Here is a 15,619-nt window from a genome sequence, read left to right as displayed (position 1 = left end):
ATGGATCGGGTCTTCGTGGAGTATTACGAAGAAGAACTGACCCATATCCGGGCGTTGGCGGCGGAATTCGCCGACATGCATCCGGCGGTGGCCCGCAATCTTTCCCTCGACACGGTCCCATGTCCCGATCCTTATGTGGAACGGCTGCTCGACGGCGTGGCCTTCCTGGCCGCGCGCACCCGTCTGAAGGTCGACGCGGAGCGCTCGCGCTTCTCGCGCGCCGTGCTCGATGTGCTTTACCCGGATCTGGTGACACCGGCGCCCGCGACGGCGATGGCTGTGCTGAAACCCGGCCAGCAGGTGCAGTCGATGCTTGCCGGCCACGCCGTCCCGCGCGGCACACGACTGGTCTCCGGCCTCAATCCAGGGCTTTCGACACGTTCGACCTTCACCACCGCGCAGGAGGTCACGCTGTGGCCGATCGCGATCACCTCGGTCGGCTATTTCCAGGATCGCAGCGCGCTCGCCGCCGCCGGAATCGCGCCGATCGGCGGCACACGAGGCGAAGCTGCGTTTCGCATCACCCTAGCGCGGTCGGGAAAGGGCAAGCTCAGCGAACTGTCGCTCGACCGTCTCGACCTCTACTTCGCCGGGCGTACCAGGGCGCCCTTGCTTTTCGATGCGATCTTCGGCGCCTGCTCGGCTCTCGGCGCGCGGGCGGAAGGCAAGACCAATCCGCTGACGGCGTTGCCCGAGCCCGAAATGATCGGCATCCGCGACGACGAAGCGCTGATGCCGCGCACCCGTCCGACCTTCGAGGGATACCGGCTGCTGCGCGAATATTTCATGATCCCGGAGCGCTTCCATTATGTGCGGGTCGCCGGCCTCCAGCCGGTGGTGCGCAAGTGCGACGGGGGGATCGACATCATCTTCCTGTTCCGGCGTCCGGTACCCGAGCTCGCCGATGTGACGGTTGCCGATTTCGAGCTCTTCGTGACACCGGTCATCAATCTCTTCGAACGCGAATGCAACGTCATCGAGATCGATCCGCGCAAAACGCGTCAGATACTGCACGCCGACCGCACCCGGGCGCGGGATTTCGAGATCTTCCGGGTCACCCGGGTCGAGGACGCCGATGCGGAGAGCGGCGAGGCGACAATTCCCGAATTGTTCAGCCTGGGGCAGAACCGCGGCAGCGGCTGGGTCTATTCGACGGAGCGACGTCCGCGCCGAGCCACCGAAGACGAGCGGCGCGAGGGCCTGACCCGCACCTCCTACACCGGCGACGATGTCTTTATCGCCGTCTCGCGGCCGGCAGGAAGCCCGCCAAATCGACCGCTCAAGCGTCTCGACATCAAGGCGCTGTGCACCAACCGCGACCTGCCGATCCTGGACGACACGCCGACGCTGACGCTGGAGACGGCCGACCCGGTCGAAGCGGTGCGCTTGCTTGGAGCGCTGCGGGCGCCGCAGCCGGCAATCCCGGCGTCCCTCCCGGCCAGCGCGGCGGGCGAATCCCGCACCGACAATCTCGCCTGGCGACTGGTGGCGCAGCTCTCTCTCAACTTCCTCAGCCTTGCCCAGGAAGGCCGTGGCGTCGATCCGCTGCATGCCTTGCTTGACCTCTATGCCGATCGCGGCGATCCCAGCCTTGCCCGCAACGTGCATTCGATCGTGCGCATCGATTCACGCCCGGTGATCGAGCGGCTCCAGATCGACGGGCCCATGTGTTTCGGACGCGGCACCGAGGTGACACTGCATGTCGACCAGTCCGTGCTGGCCGGTCAAAGTTCGCTGCTGCTTTCGGCCCTGCTTTCGCGGCTTTTCGCCCGCCATGCAGGGATAAATGGATTTATCCGGACCCGTACGCGGTTGCTGCAGAAGCAGGAGGATGTGCCATGGCCGATGACGCCCGGCAATCGCTACCTGATCTAGCGGAGCCCGCAACGGCGGCGGCCGAACCGTTGCTGGAGAGCTACGACTTTTTCGAGCTGCTGCGGCGCCTGGAGCAGCGCGGTGGATTGTTCGGCCATTCCGGAACGGCCGAACGCGAGCCGGCGAGACTTGGCCAGCATGTGCGCCTGAGCTTCTCGGCCCGCGACGTCGTCAAGCTCCAGGACGCGGGGGAGAAGGCCCCTGCCCGTGTTACCGTCGCCAATCTCGGGCTGCTTGGACCGGAAGGACCGATGCCATTGCATCTGACACGCTGGGTGCTCGACCGGCTGTCGCAGCGCTGGTTCACCGGGGCAGATGCCGAGCAGACCAGCGACACGACCTTCGTCGATTTCGTCAATATCCTGCAGCACCGCATGATGGCCCTTTATTATCGCGCCTGGGCTGACGCGCATCCGGCGGTGCAGGTCGAGCGGTCCGTCGGCGGGCGTGTTCGCGCCATGCTGGAGGCAATGTCCGGGATCGGTCTCCCCGGCACCCAGGATCCCGAACTCGACACTGTGCGACTGCGACAGGCTGGATCGCTCGCCAGCCAGGTCGACGGCGTCGAGCGGCTGACGCTGTTTCTCGCCACCGCCTTCAAGGTGCCGGTGCAGATCAAGGAATTCGTCGCCGCTTGGATCACCATACCGAAGGCACTGCAGACGCGTCTCGGCAAGGCCCATGCCGGGCTCGGACGCGGCGCGACGATCGGGCCGCGGGTGTTCAGCCGCCAAAGCAGGATCGAACTGCGCGTTGGTCCGCTGAGCTTCGACGACTTCAGGTCGTTCCTGCCCGGCGAACGGCGCCTTGGCCTGTTCAAGAAGGCGGTGCGCGACATGATCGGCGAGACGCTCGATGTCGATTTGCGCATCGTGCTCGCGCGCGACGCCGTGCCGCCGCCACGGGTCGGGACTGTCCAGCTTGGCCGCACGGCCTGGCTGGCGCGTCCCGCCGAAAAGGGTGACGCCGACGATCTCAGGTTGCACACCATCGTCGGTTGGCGGCCGGAAATGGCGGAGGCCGCCGCATGAGCCTGCTGCTGACGCTGGAACAAGGCCCGCGCTCGCAAGTGGTCAGGCAGACCCGGCTTGACGAAGGCGAATTGGTGATCGGGCGCAGCGCCGATGCCGGCTGGCAGATCGACGACCCGGACATGTTCGTCTCGCGCGCGCATTGCAAGATCAGCGGCGACCGGGATGGCTATTTCATTACCGACACGTCGAGCAGCGGATTGTTCGTCGATGACTCCGACAGCCCCCTGGGTCCTGGCAGGTCGATGCGGCTGCAGAGCGGCATGCGGCTGCGCATGGGCGACTATGTCTTCCACGTCGAGGTTCAATCCAAAGCGAACCGGACGTCGGTCGGCCCGGCCCCTGTCGCCGGCCATCCCGCGCCTGCGTGGTCATCGCCGGGAGCGCGAACGCCCGCCAGCATCGGCGGCGACGACTTCTTCTCGGCCAAGGTCGAGGAAGAACCGCGCCCGCCACGCCCGGCGGACCTGCCGAATCCGTTCGATCAGCCCGTTCCAGGGGCTTACGATCGCGCACCCAGCCAACGCAGTTCGCCTGCCTTCGACGACCCGTTCAGCCTCGATCCGGTGGCGACGCCGCCATCCAGTGATGTCGCTGCTCCGGGCCAGCCGGATCCGTTCGGGTTCGGCGAAATGCCCGCGCGCAACGATGCCTCAGGGCATGTGGCAAGGCCGGCCAGCTTCGACGACGATTTCAGCTTTGGCCCGGCCGCGGCGCCGCCTCTCGGCAACGGCGCCGACCCGCCGGGACGTGTGCAGCATCAGGCTGAAAGGCCGCGCGCCGGGCGTCCCTGGGACGTGCCGGCTCAAGCTGCCGAGCCGCCGCCGCCGCGACGCGCCGTTCCAGCGCCCAAGCCGGCGCGCCCGGCGCAGCCCGCATCCAGCGATATGGCGCTTCGCGCCGCTTTCTTGCGCGGCATGGGTGTCGAGGAGGCCGATTTTCCCGGCCGCGACCCGATCGCCGAGATGGAGAAATTCGGGCGTGAATACCGGCTGATGCTGGATGGCTTGATGCAACTCCTGCGCAAGCGCGCCGAGGAGAAGGGAAGCGCGCGCGTCGCCCAGACGGTGGTCGGCGCTTCCGAGGTCAACCCGCTTAAATTCCTGCCGACGGCCGAGGATGTCATTGTCACCATCATCTCGGAACGCAGTCCGGGCTTTCTCTCCGGCGAGGCGGCGATCGACGATGCGGTAAAGGACCTTGCACAGCATCACGTACGCGCCTGGCGCGGCGTTCAGGCCGCGCTTCGACGCATGATCGACCGTTTCGATCCGGCCGCGATCGAGGAAGAGCTCAAGTCCAATTCCGCCATCGGCAATCTGCTCTCCGGCGGACGTAACGCCAAGCTGTGGGAGCTCTACCAGAAACGCCATCGCGACATCGCCCAGAGCGCGGAATCGAGCTTCCTGGGCGAGATCGGCGCAGACTTCAGGAACGCATACGAAGAGGAGGAGTAGGACATGATCGACAGACGCGAATTCGTCGTTGCCCTCGGCGCTACGGGGCTGCTTGCGGCTTGCCAGAGCGGCCCGCCGAAACCATCGGTTATCACGGTCAACGTGACCGGAGGCGCCGGCATGAATCCGGGACCGGGCGGCGGCGACAGGCCGGTGACGGTACTGGTGATGCGGCTTGCCAGCACCGGCAAGTTCAACTCGGCCGACTATTTCGCGCTGCAGGGCGACGCGGGCTCGGCGCTCGGTGCCGACCTCATCGGCTCCGACACGATCTCGGTCGCGCCAGGCAAGACGGCGGCCAAGACCATCACGGTCGAGCCGAACGCCGCGGCACTCGGCTTCGTGGCGCTGATCCGCGAGCCGGGCGGACGCAACTGGCGCACGACCAAATCGGTATCGCCAGGCTCGAAATTCACCATCAACGTCAGCCTCGGCAAAGGCGGCATTTCCGCCTAGCAGGCAAGGATGGTCGTGTGCAGAAAGTAATGGCATGAGCGATGCAAACAGGGTGCTGTGGTCGGAGGGCCTGTTTCTCAGGACCCAGCATTTCCAGCAGCAGGATCGGTTCTTCGAGGGCATGGTGCGCGGCGCATTGCAGGCCGGCCAGCTCCATACTTTCGGCTTCCAGCAACTGACCCTCGACCAGTCGCTGCTCGACGCCGGCCAGGTCTCGATCGTGTCCGCCCGGGGTATTTTCCCGGACGGCACGCCCTTCTCCATCCCGGAACTGATGGATGCGCCCAAGCCACTGCCGGTCACGGCCGACACCGGCGCCGGTCCGGTGCTGGTGGCACTGCCGCTCGAGCCGCCCGGTGGCGTCGGATTCGATCCGGCGCATGCGGCATCGACGGGCGCGCGCTACCACGGCAAGATCGTTTCGGTGCGCGACGCCGTCCAGAGCGGCGCCGATCCGGAAGAGATCGAGATCGCCCGGCCGCAAGCCGCCCTGCTCGCGCCCGGCAAGTCGGTCGGCGGTTACACCGCCTTGCCGATCGCCGACATAAAGGGTGTGCGCGCCGACGGCGGCATCTCGCTCGATGAGACGTTCCTGCCGCCGACGCTGATCACCGGCGCGGTCCACTGGTACCGGCAATTGCTGCAGGAGGTCGTCACCGGCCTCGACCAGATCGCCGAAGCGCATGGCAAGATGGTGATGGGTGGCGCAGGCCGCAGCGTCGAAGACCTTCTGATGCTGCACCTCGCCAATGCCGCTCGCCCGCGGCTTGCCCACATGCTGGCGCAGGATGTCTTTCATCCGGCCGAACTCTATCTCGAATTGGCCGGACTCGCCGGCGAGATGGCAACCTACGGCTCGAGCTCGCGGCGGCTCGGCGAATTGCCGGCCTACGATCACATGGCGCCCGGCCCCGCCTATATGGCGCTGGCCGACGCCCTGCGCTCGCTCATTCTCAGCCTGCGCTACATCGAGCCGAAATCGCGCGCGCTGCCGGTCATGCGGCACGCGACCAATGTCTGGAAAGTGCGCATCGACAACCCGAAGCTCTTGGTCGCCAGCCGCATCGTCATACGCGTCGGATCGGAACTGTCGGAAGACGCGCTGCGCAAGATCTTCGTCAACCAGGCGACAGTCGGCGCCGCTGACCAGTTCGAGGGTCTTTGGAAGTCGCGCCTTCCGGGCATTCCGCTGAAACCGCTTCATTCGCAGCCACGCGAGATTCCCTACGATGGCGACCGGCTGTGCCTGGAGCTTGACCAGAAGAGCGAACATTGGGCCTCGTTGCTCGACGCCCCCGGCTTCGTCATCGGCGTTTCCGGTGTCCTGCCGAGCGAGCCGCAGGTCGACTGCTACTCAGTGAACAGGTGAGGCCATGAGCCGGGATGATCCTTTCGGACTGTCGGAGGATCGCGAACGCACACGCATCAGGCTGGCGGGCGCCGCGCCACGGCCGATGGCGCCGCTGGCACCGGGCGCGCCGGTCAAAAGGGCGCGCGCCCATCCCAACACGCTCATCAATATCTTCGCGCCATTGCTCGAATTCGCGCCGGAGCTCGAAAGCGCGCTGGCGCCGGAGAACCCGGAAGCGATGCGCACGCGCCTGCTCGACGAGCTGGTTCAGGCGCGCGACGCCGCGATGGCAGCGGGCTCGTCGCTCGAACGGGCCGACCAGGCGGCCTGGGCCGTGGCGGCGTTGCTCGACGACCTCGCGCTGAATACGCCATGGGGCGGCGCCAGCGCCTGGCCCCGCCAGCCGCTGGTGGTCATGCTGCGCGGCGACGTCGATGCCGGCACCCAATTTTTCACCCGCCTCGATGAGCTGGAGCGCCATCCCAACCGCGACCGCGAGATGCTGGAGCTTCAGTATTACTGCCTGGCGCTCGGCTTCCGCGGCAAATATCGGGTGCCCGGCCGCGCCGGTGACCGCTCGCTCAATGCCGTGCGTGTGGCGGCCGCGCGCTTCCTGCGCAATGCGGACGCCGAGGACGCGCCGCTGTCGCCGAACTGGAAAGGCGTGATCGCTTCCGACGAGCCGCAGCGCTTCATCGTTCCGATCTGGGTGATGGCGCTTGCCGCAGTTGTCGTCGCCGCCGTCGCTTATATCGGTCTGTCGATGGGCTTGAGCAGCCAGGCGGTCGAACTCTCCGCCCTCGTGCGCACGCTGCCGCCGGCCTCGCGCGCGGACGTTACCCGCGCCGCGCCCAAGCAGGATACGCCCGCACCCGAACCGCCACAGCCGGTCGAATTCGCGCTGCTGCCCGCGTTCAAGGCCGAAGCGCCGGCGAGCCTCAAGGACGCGCTCAGCGGCACGGAGAGCGTCTCGCTGGCCAAGCTGATCATCCAGTCCTCCAACCCCGAACTCTTCCAGTCTTCGCGGCCGACACTGTCGCAAGGCTATGAACCCCTGATCCAGTCGATCGCCAAGGTGATCCTTGCCAATCAGGAGCTGATCGGAAACATCACGATCGTCGGCCATACCGACAATGTGCGCCTGCAACGGTCCAATCCGCTTGCGAGCAACCAGCGGCTCTCGGAGGCACGCGCCCAAACCATAGCGGACCTTCTGGTGCAGGCTGGCGTGCCGCAGGAGCGCATCCATTCCGAAGGCCGCGCCGACTCCGATCCGGTGGCCGACAACTCGACGCGCGAGGGCCGCGCGCTCAACCGGCGCGTCGAGGTCCTGGTCGAGAAGAGGCTCTGAGATGTTCATCCTGCGCTTCCTCTGGGCGATCATCACCTCGCGCTTTCTCTGGACGCTGATCGGCATAGCGCTACTTTCGCTTTTGATCTGGGTGTTTGGCCCGATCGTCCAGGTCGGCCCGTACGCGCCATTCGAATCCGACAATGTGCGCATCGCCATGATCGCCGGGCTGATCATCCTGTGGCTGATCTGGCTGATCATCGCGCAACGGCGCGCGATCCGTGCCAACCGCATGTTCGTCGCCGAGATCGCGGCACCCGTGGCCGAAAAGCAGCTCACCCCCGGCGAGGAGAGCGTTGCAGCCGTCGGCGCCAAGTTCGGCGAGGTGATGGCCGAGCTCAAGCGGCGCAAGCTCGGCGGACGGAAGTTCCTGCGCGAGATGCCGTGGTATGTGATCGTCGGACCTCCTGCCACCGGCAAGACCACGGCATTGCGCCAGTCGGGCCTCAATTTTCCAATCGATCTGACCGATGATCTGCAGGGTGTCGGCGGCACGCGCAACTGCGACTGGTTTTTCTCCGAGAACGCGGTGCTGATCGACACCGCGGGCCGCTACGTCCAGCAGGAGAGCCAGCCGGACGTCGACGCCGCGGAATGGCTGGGCTTCCTGGACCTCCTGAAGAAGCACCGGGGTCGCCGCGCGCTCAACGGCGTCATCGTCGCGCTGTCGATCGATGCGCTCTCGGAGGGCGACGAAGCGATCAAGGCGCACGGCCGCAAGATCCGCCGCCGACTGGCGGAGCTCAACGATCGACTGGAGATCCGCCTGCCCGTCTACCTGATGCTGACGAAGGCGGACCTGATCAAAGGGTTCGAAGCCTTCTTCGGCGGCTTGTCGACGAGCGCGCGCGAGCAGGTGTGGGGAACCACCTTTCCGCTGGATGCCCGCGTCAACGCCAGCATGATCCAGGCGGAGCTAGGCAGGCTTGCCACCGAGCTGGAACGAAGGCTGGTGCCGCGCCTTGAAGACGAAGACAAGCTTGGCTCGCGCGCCGAGATCTTTCGCTTTCCGGCGCAGTTGGCGAGCCTTTGCGGGCCGATCCAGGTGCTGATCGAGGCCATGTTCGGCGAAAGCCGCTACGAGGAAACCGCATGGCTGCGTGGCCTTTATCTGACATCGGCGACACAGGAAGGAGCGCCCATCGACCGTCTGACCGCGGCGTTGTCGTCCTCCTTCGGACTGCCGCCGCGCCGCGCCATGCCGGCGGCGCGTGTCGAGAAGCGCAGCTTCTTCCTGAGGAACCTTCTCACCGAAGTGATCTTCAAGGAGGCCGGCCTCGGCACGTTCGATCCGCTGGCGCAGCGCCGCCGCGCCTGGATCTGGCGCGGGGCCGCCGCCGCCTGTGCGCTCGCGGCCCTGCTGGCCGGCGGACTGTTCACCTGGTCCTACCTCGACAACCGCAATGCAATCACCGAACAGGCCGGCCAGTTCGAAGCGCTGCAAGGGCCGCTCACCCAGGTCGCCGCCATGCCGGCCGCGGTCGAGCAGCCGACCATGGATGGCGCGCTGGCGGCGATGGACGCGGTGGCGACCGCCCGGACCCCGCCGCCAGACGCCGTCCATAACCTGCTTGGCCCGACCGCTTCGCCGGAGCTGGTGCGCGCGCAGACCGACACCTACGACCATGCGCTGCGCAACGTGCTCGAGCCGCATATGGTCGCCCTGCTCGAGGCCACGATGTGGCGGCAAATCCGCGACCCGGATTTCATGCTCGGCGCGTTGAAGACATACCGGATGATGACCGGCCTGTCGCAGATGGACACCGATTTCGTCCAGAACTGGTGGGTGAACAGCCTGCCGCAATTCGCGCCGGCTCCCCCCTTCCCCACGGCCGACGCCGAAGAGCACCAGCTCGCCGCCATCCGCCGCATGGCCGTCGACGACAGCTACATCGCTCCGGACAAGGCGCTGGTCGCGGAGGCGCTGAAGACCGTATGCACGATCTCACTGCCGGAGCGCGCCTACAAGCAGCTCCTGGCCGACCCGGAGGTGGCAGCCGTCAAGGAATGGGTGCCGGCCAATTTCGCCGGGCCGAACGGCGCCAAAGTGTTCGCGCGCCGTTCCGACAAGACGTTGCGCGTCGGTGTTCCCGGCCCCTACACCTATTCTGGCTTCCACGACGCGATCCTCGACCGGGTCGAGGATGTGGCGGGACAGGCGGCTCTCGATCGCGCCGTGTTTGCCGGCGGCTGCTCGGAGAATTCGGAGACGTCGGTTTCGGCGCTCTCGCAGGACATCTTGAAGCTCTACTACGACGACTATATCGCGCAATGGGACTCCTTCCTGCGTGACATGCGGCTTGCGCCGCTTACCGATCTCAACATCGCCAGTGAAAACCTCAAGGATCTTTCCAGCGCCGACTCCGCGCTGAAGCGCCTGTTGGCGGCAGTGGTGCAGGAGACCGACCTCACCCGCTCCGACGATGCGCCGGCCGACGACAAAAGTGGCGCCGCCGCCAAGACCGGCTCCAAGCTGCTCAGCAAACTCGGCAAGTTGGGCAAGGTGGTGACCTCGGGCGCGAAGCTCCTGCCGCGCGCCGGCTCCGCCAACCAGGTGGACATGACCGGCAGCCTGGTTGCCGATCATTTCAAGCCGCTCAAAGGCACCATCGCCCAGGTCGACGGCCAGCCGCCAGCGCTCGACGCCGCCGTCGTGGCGCTGACGGCGCTGTCGAACGTGTTGCAGACGGTGACCGCCAATCCCAACCCGCAGGATGCGATCAAGAAGCAGGGCGGGCTTGCCGAACTGACGGGCGCGGTCGCCAGGCAGGCGCAGATCCTGCCTTCGCCGATCAACGAGTGGCTGGGCGGCATTGCCGGCGACACCAGTGGCCTTTCGCAGAAGGCCGTCACCAACGAGCTCAACGCCATCTGGCGAGCGGACATACTGCCTTTCTGCCAGGCAGCGCTCAACAACCGCTATCCGTTCAGCCCGGACAGCGCGGTCGATGTCAATGTGCGCGACTTCCAACGTCTGTTCGGACCGACCGGCCTGATCGATGCCTTCACCAACGACCATCTGATCAACTATGTCGATACCGCCAGCGAGCCGTGGAAATGGCGCGCCGATTTCGGGCTCGACCCAGCGGCGCTCGCTGCGTTCGAGCAGGCGAGGCATATCCGCGACGATCTGTTTCCGGGCGGCACGGGCCCGGTGATGAACTTCACGCTGGAGCCCAAGGACCTCTCTCCCAACGTGACGCGGGTCACGCTCAACCTCGATGGCCAGAACCTCGTCTACTACAACAACGCCACCAGGCCGCAACCGATGACGTGGCCCGGCAAGGATGGCACGGGAGTGATCTCGCTCGCCTTCCAGCCGGTCGACGGCTCGCCTGAAGTGATGCTCAACGAGACCGGCAGCTGGGCGTGGCTCAGAATGCTGCGCGGCGGCCGCTTCGCCGCGACCAAACTCACCGACGTCTACAGCCTGCGGCTCGGCACGAAAGGAATGTGGGCCGATTTCGAACTCAAGGCCGCCAGCGTCGAGAACCCCTACACGCTCGAAATGTTCAAGAAGTTCACATGTCCGCCGCAGATCTGATCGTGCCCGGTTTCTATGGCAAGATGCCCGCCACCGGCGATTTCGTGACCCGGAGGCTGCCGGCGGATTTCGTGCGCGCATGGGACCGCTGGCTGGCGCAGCATATCGTGCCGCTGTTCGGGATGGAGACCTGGCCCCAGGACACGGCGCTGCGTTTCCTCAGTGGGCCTGGTTCCTTCGGCGCCTCGGCCGGCATCGTCCTGAAGAGTGCCGATCGGGTCGGCAGGCAATTTCCGCTGAGCGTCGTCGCGCGGCTTGATGAAGCACCGCTGAAGCTTGCCTATGCCGATGCCTGGTTCGAAAACATCGAAAAAGCCGCCTTCGCCGCGCAACGGGGCGAGATGACGCCGGACGAACTCGACGCGGCGCTGGCCGGCCTGCCCGTTCCGCTTGTCGATGGCGAGGGCGATCTCATCGACGAGTTCGTGGCCTGGACGGCGCATACGGATATTTTCGACGTCGATCCGCAGGCGCCGCAGCCGACCTTGGAGCAGATCTTCGCCGCAAGCTGGGAGACCAGCTGATGCAGATCTGGAACCAGATGGGCTATCCGCACCAGTTCACCATGGGCATGGATAAGGCCGGCCATGAGTGGTTGGTCGTGGTGGTGAAGGCTACCTTCGATTTCCCAGCGAAGCCTGGCGGACTGGTGCAGAAATCAGCAGAACAGGTTCCGCTGGTCATGGCCGACACGCAAACCGGCGTGCCTGGCTATTCGGCAACGTTGTGGGAGACCGATTTCGCCTTCCGCAAGCCGCGCTGCGACGTGGTCGCCAATGGCTTCGCCTACGCACCGGGTGGGCGCCCGGCCGAGCGGGTTCCGGTCGGCATCAAGGTCGGCAACTGGTCGAAGCTGTTCGAGGTCGTTGGCCACCGCGAATGGCGCTCCATCGGTCCGGTCTTTACCGCCACGTCGCCACAACCCTTCCTGAAACTGCCTATCTCCTATGACGTTGCCTGGGGTGGCGTCGACAGGCTGGATCCGGAGGACAAGCTTCCAGCCAGCTATAAATACAACCCGGTCGGAACCGGATGGTCCCGAACCAAGAACCAGCGTCTAGTCCCAGGCCTGCGGCTGCCCAACACGCAGGCGGTCGGCGAGGAAGTGCGCTCACCCTTCGGCGACTACAAGCCGATGAGTTTTGGGCCAATGGGCCGCGGCTGGCCGGGACGCATCGAATATGGCGGCACTTACGACCAGAACTGGATCGACAATATTTTTCCGTTCCTGCCGCCGGATTTCGATGAGCGCTATTTCCAGATGGCGCCGCCCGACCAGCAGATCGACCATCCGCGCGGCGGCGAGGACGTGGTGCTGGTCAATCTCGTGCCCGAAGGACGCGTGAGTTTTCGACTGCCGCCGGCCGCACTGCCGATCACTTTGTTCAAGGGCAGGCAGAAGGTGTACGAGGCCGACATACTTCCCGACACCGTTCTCCTGGACCCTGAGAAGCGGTGCTTCTCGCTGGTCTGGCGCGTCTCACAGCGGATCCAGCGGACAATCCTCGATTTCTCGGAATGCTGGGTCGGACCGCCGACCGAGTCAATGCTGCGGGCACGCGCCACCGGGCGCGCCTATGTTCGGGCCAGCCTCGCTGTTTCTGATGACGAAACCGAGGACGCATGAGTATCGCCATCGATATAGCCGCCATCGGCATGGTGACTGCCGTCGGTCTGGATGCGCCCTCGGCCTGCGCAGCGATGCGAGCCCGACTGGACGGTTTCCAGGAAACTCGTTTCCTGGGGCCAGGCGGTCAATGGCTGATCGGTGCCCCGGTGCCGCTGCCACGCGGCTGGATCGGCGAAAAACGGATGGCCCACCTTGCCGCAGCGGCGATCTGCGAAGCCTTTGAAACCGCTCCCGAGGCACGCGGTCAAGCGGCGCTCATTCTCTGCTTGGCAGACGAGAGTCGGCCAGGCCGGCCGATAACCGACGGAGCTCGCCTGCTCCGCCATATCGCTGAAATCGTCGATGTCGAGCCGCATGCACGCTCGCGCATCATCAATCACGATCGTGCTTCAGGACATGTGGCCCTGGAACAAGCGCGCAGGATGATTGCATCAGGTGAGGCGTCTTACGTGATGATTGCCGGCGTCGACAGCTATCTGACGGCTCCAGCCATCGAACATTACCGAAAGAACAACCGACTTCTCGCGCCCGGAAATCCCAACGGCTTCATTCCCGGCGAAGCAGCCGCCGCTGTTTTGTGCCTGCGATCGGGGCGTGGTGGCTTTCGCCTTTTCGGCCTCGGCCTGGCTCGTGAGGCCGCGTCGATCTACAATGGCGAGGACTTGCCCCTGCGCGGTGATGGTATGACCGCGGCATACGATATGGCCTTCAGGGAAACTGGCATCGAGATGCGGCAACTCGGCTATCGCATAGCCGATTTGATTGGTGAGCAGTATTGGTTCAAGCAGAGCGCACTGGCAAGCCTGCGTCTATTGCGCGGCCGTCATGATTTTCAGGATATCTGGTCCCCAGGTGAATCGCTTGGCAATGTCGGAGCGGCAACCGGTCCGCTCATGATTGGCATGGCTTGGATGGCGGCCCGCAAAGGGTACGCTGCCGGCAGTCCGGTCCTGGTCGAAGCATCAAACGATGCCGGCGCCTGCGGCGCCGCGCTCTTTGCGACGAGGTCCGGATCGTGAGCAATGTCTTCGCAAACGGTCTGGAAATTTCCGGCAAGGCGGTCAATGCCCAAACGATCGCCGCATTTCCCGACGTTTGCTTTACACCACCCGAAAACCCGGCGACCCCCCCTGGGGTACCCATCCCCTACCCTAGCTTCGGGATGGCCGGTGATACCGAGCAGGGAACGAGCACGGTCAAGATCGGCGGCCAGACTGTTAACATCAAGAACAAATCCGACTTGTCCAGAACGTCAGGGACTGAGGCAGGCTGTGCTGCGAAAAAAGGCGTTGTCACTTCGAAAAACACCGGCAAGGGATACTTCAACTCCTGGTCGAATGACGTGAAGTTCGATGGTGAGCCGGTTATCCGAAATACGGACCTTGCCACCAACAATCACGCTTCTCCAGTCGGCAACACTCCGCCTTGGGTCCACATAGCGGCCTTGTCCGTAGGCGGGCAAAACTGCCTGGCGTTGCTTGCCTCGATCGACATCCACGTGCACCCCTACGACGAGGCCGACAATCACTGTAAGAAAGGCAAGCAGCAGTCCGACCATGTTATCCAGAACGCGTTTTTCGAACCCGATCGCGGTGGCGGGCCCATAGGTGCGTTCCCGCGCTACACGGAAGGCGACGCGCCCTGCATCTGCCTCAACGATGGCAAGAAGAGAACCACTCAGCACGGCAAGAAGTCCCGCAAGCAGATCAAGCGAGCGGCGGCCCAGCGCCGGGCCGCAGGTGCCGGTAAGTCGGGAGCTTGTTCGCAAAGCTACGAATCCGCCCGCGATGCCGAACTTCAACACACCGCCGAAAGCCTGCCAAAGCTGGCAGCTAGCCCTGACGCCCAGGAATGCCTGAAGGCCATATGCGACACATACTTCAAATGGGCCACCAGAAAACGCAGCCAAGACCGTCTTGATGAAGTCCAATGCGACGTACCGAAGGTGTGAACAATGGAATGCACGGATGCATACATCGCCCTCAAAGATGCTTTTTACTGTCTGTTCTATGAGGAACTCGGCCCTGGCAACCACCTTTCTCGCATCTATCACTTCAGTGGGCGAACCAATCCACAGGTTCGGCTCGTCGCCGAGATTCGTGAGTGGATAGTGTCGATCTGGGCCAACCGCGCAGGCAGGCTTTTTGGCGCGGTTTGGGATGGCCAAATCCTGTCGATTGGAGAGAGGGTCGAGCCAATTGCCAGCGTCGATCTTCTGGGTACGATCAAACTCGCAGGTTTCGCAGACGAACCTCAGTTCATCATGGGCGAGGATGGTCTTATCTTTGAAAACCGGCGCGGCGCCTGGCAGCGAATTCCATTCCGCGGCAAGCAGGACGTCTATTCGGTCGCTCGAAGGAAGGCGGATGAATATGTGTTCGCAGCTTCCACTGGTCGGATCATCACGTACGCCTCAGGCACGGCTTCCGTTGATCACTTGCCGACCAACGTAGATCTGCATGGAATCGCCTTCACTTCGCATGACAAAGGCGTGGTCGTGGGAGATGAAGGCGTCGCTTTCCTGTACCGCACCGGGACATGGACCGACATTTCCGAGGATCGGCCGAGCTTGCAGGATGCCCACGCGTTCAAAGGCCGCATACTGACCACCTTGGAAGCCGAGACAATAGACGAGATCGCCGGAGATGGTTCCTTCACAACAGCCTATGATCGGCCGGGGTATTTCTTCTCCTCGAACGATGACTTCTGCGTAACTTTTGACGATGAGGCAGCACATATCTTCGACGGCCGGGCATGGGTCTCGGTGCCGTTCGCCGGCTTAATTCCGTCCTAGCAGATACATGTCACCCGAAGGCGCACAGCGTTTGGAAGAATGCCAGACATAGAAAATAAGGGCGGAAGCTCGCGGCAAGAACCCACTTCTGCGCAACATGGTCGGCATTTCGTCGCGTCGATCAACGCTC

12 protein-coding genes are annotated in these 15,619 nt (G+C 64.5%); all 12 read left to right on the top strand.

Annotation, left to right across the window (positions count from 1 at the left end):
• The 12 genes from tssF to QQK95_RS05380 are packed head-to-tail and all read left to right on the top strand — an operon-like array spanning window position 1 to window position 15,489.
• Entirely contained in the window at window positions 1-1,875 is a 1,875-nt protein-coding gene (tssF, locus tag QQK95_RS05435; RefSeq protein ID WP_284269771.1) for a type VI secretion system baseplate subunit TssF, read from the top strand.
• Window positions 1,839-2,906, top strand: coding sequence for a type VI secretion system baseplate subunit TssG (gene tssG, locus QQK95_RS05430; protein WP_284269768.1), 1,068 nt, complete (start codon window positions 1,839-1,841; stop codon window positions 2,904-2,906). Before tssF ends, tssG begins: the two co-directional genes overlap by 37 nt.
• Window positions 2,903-4,363 (top strand): type VI secretion system-associated FHA domain protein TagH, encoded by a 1,461-nt coding sequence (tagH, locus tag QQK95_RS05425; protein ID WP_284269766.1) that lies wholly within the window; start codon window positions 2,903-2,905, stop codon window positions 4,361-4,363. Before tssG ends, tagH begins: the two co-directional genes overlap by 4 nt.
• A 3-nt stretch (window positions 4,364-4,366) precedes the next feature.
• Window positions 4,367-4,819 (top strand): type VI secretion system lipoprotein TssJ, encoded by a 453-nt coding sequence (gene tssJ, locus QQK95_RS05420; RefSeq protein ID WP_202355662.1) that lies wholly within the window; start codon window positions 4,367-4,369, stop codon window positions 4,817-4,819.
• Between the two features lie 34 nt (window positions 4,820-4,853).
• Entirely contained in the window at window positions 4,854-6,188 is a 1,335-nt protein-coding gene (gene tssK, locus QQK95_RS05415) for a type VI secretion system baseplate subunit TssK (protein WP_010910851.1), read from the top strand.
• A 4-nt stretch (window positions 6,189-6,192) separates the two neighbouring features.
• A complete protein-coding gene (tssL, locus tag QQK95_RS05410; RefSeq protein ID WP_284269754.1) occupies window positions 6,193-7,521 on the top strand; it encodes a type VI secretion system protein TssL, long form in 1,329 nt (442 codons plus the stop codon).
• A 1-nt stretch (window position 7,522) separates the two neighbouring features.
• Complete coding sequence (gene tssM, locus QQK95_RS05405) at window positions 7,523-11,065, top strand: type VI secretion system membrane subunit TssM (RefSeq protein WP_284269752.1); 3,543 nt, start codon at window positions 7,523-7,525, stop codon at window positions 11,063-11,065.
• Window positions 11,047-11,589, top strand: a complete 543-nt coding sequence (tagF, locus tag QQK95_RS05400; protein ID WP_284269750.1) for a type VI secretion system-associated protein TagF — start codon at window positions 11,047-11,049, stop codon at window positions 11,587-11,589. The genes tssM and tagF overlap by 19 nt, the downstream gene beginning before the upstream one ends.
• On the top strand, window positions 11,589-12,692 hold the full coding sequence (locus tag QQK95_RS05395; RefSeq protein WP_284269748.1) for a DUF2169 family type VI secretion system accessory protein: 1,104 nt from the start codon (window positions 11,589-11,591) through the stop codon (window positions 12,690-12,692). The genes tagF and QQK95_RS05395 overlap by 1 nt, the downstream gene beginning before the upstream one ends.
• Window positions 12,689-13,714 carry a beta-ketoacyl synthase N-terminal-like domain-containing protein gene (locus QQK95_RS05390; RefSeq protein WP_284269746.1) on the top strand — a complete coding sequence of 342 codons (1,026 nt, stop codon included), beginning with the start codon at window positions 12,689-12,691 and terminating at the stop codon, window positions 13,712-13,714. Before QQK95_RS05395 ends, QQK95_RS05390 begins: the two co-directional genes overlap by 4 nt.
• Complete coding sequence (locus QQK95_RS05385; protein ID WP_284269744.1) at window positions 13,711-14,646, top strand: DUF4150 domain-containing protein; 936 nt, start codon at window positions 13,711-13,713, stop codon at window positions 14,644-14,646. The genes QQK95_RS05390 and QQK95_RS05385 overlap by 4 nt, the downstream gene beginning before the upstream one ends.
• 3 nt (window positions 14,647-14,649) lie before the next feature.
• Window positions 14,650-15,489, top strand: coding sequence for a hypothetical protein (locus QQK95_RS05380; RefSeq protein WP_284269741.1), 840 nt, complete (start codon window positions 14,650-14,652; stop codon window positions 15,487-15,489).
• The last annotated feature ends 130 nt before the right edge of the window (window positions 15,490-15,619 follow it).

The sequence above is a fragment of the Mesorhizobium huakuii genome (genome assembly GCF_030160235.1).
GTDB lineage: Bacteria > Pseudomonadota > Alphaproteobacteria > Rhizobiales > Rhizobiaceae > Mesorhizobium > Mesorhizobium huakuii.
This window is presented reverse-complemented; position numbering and strand designations above follow the sequence as displayed.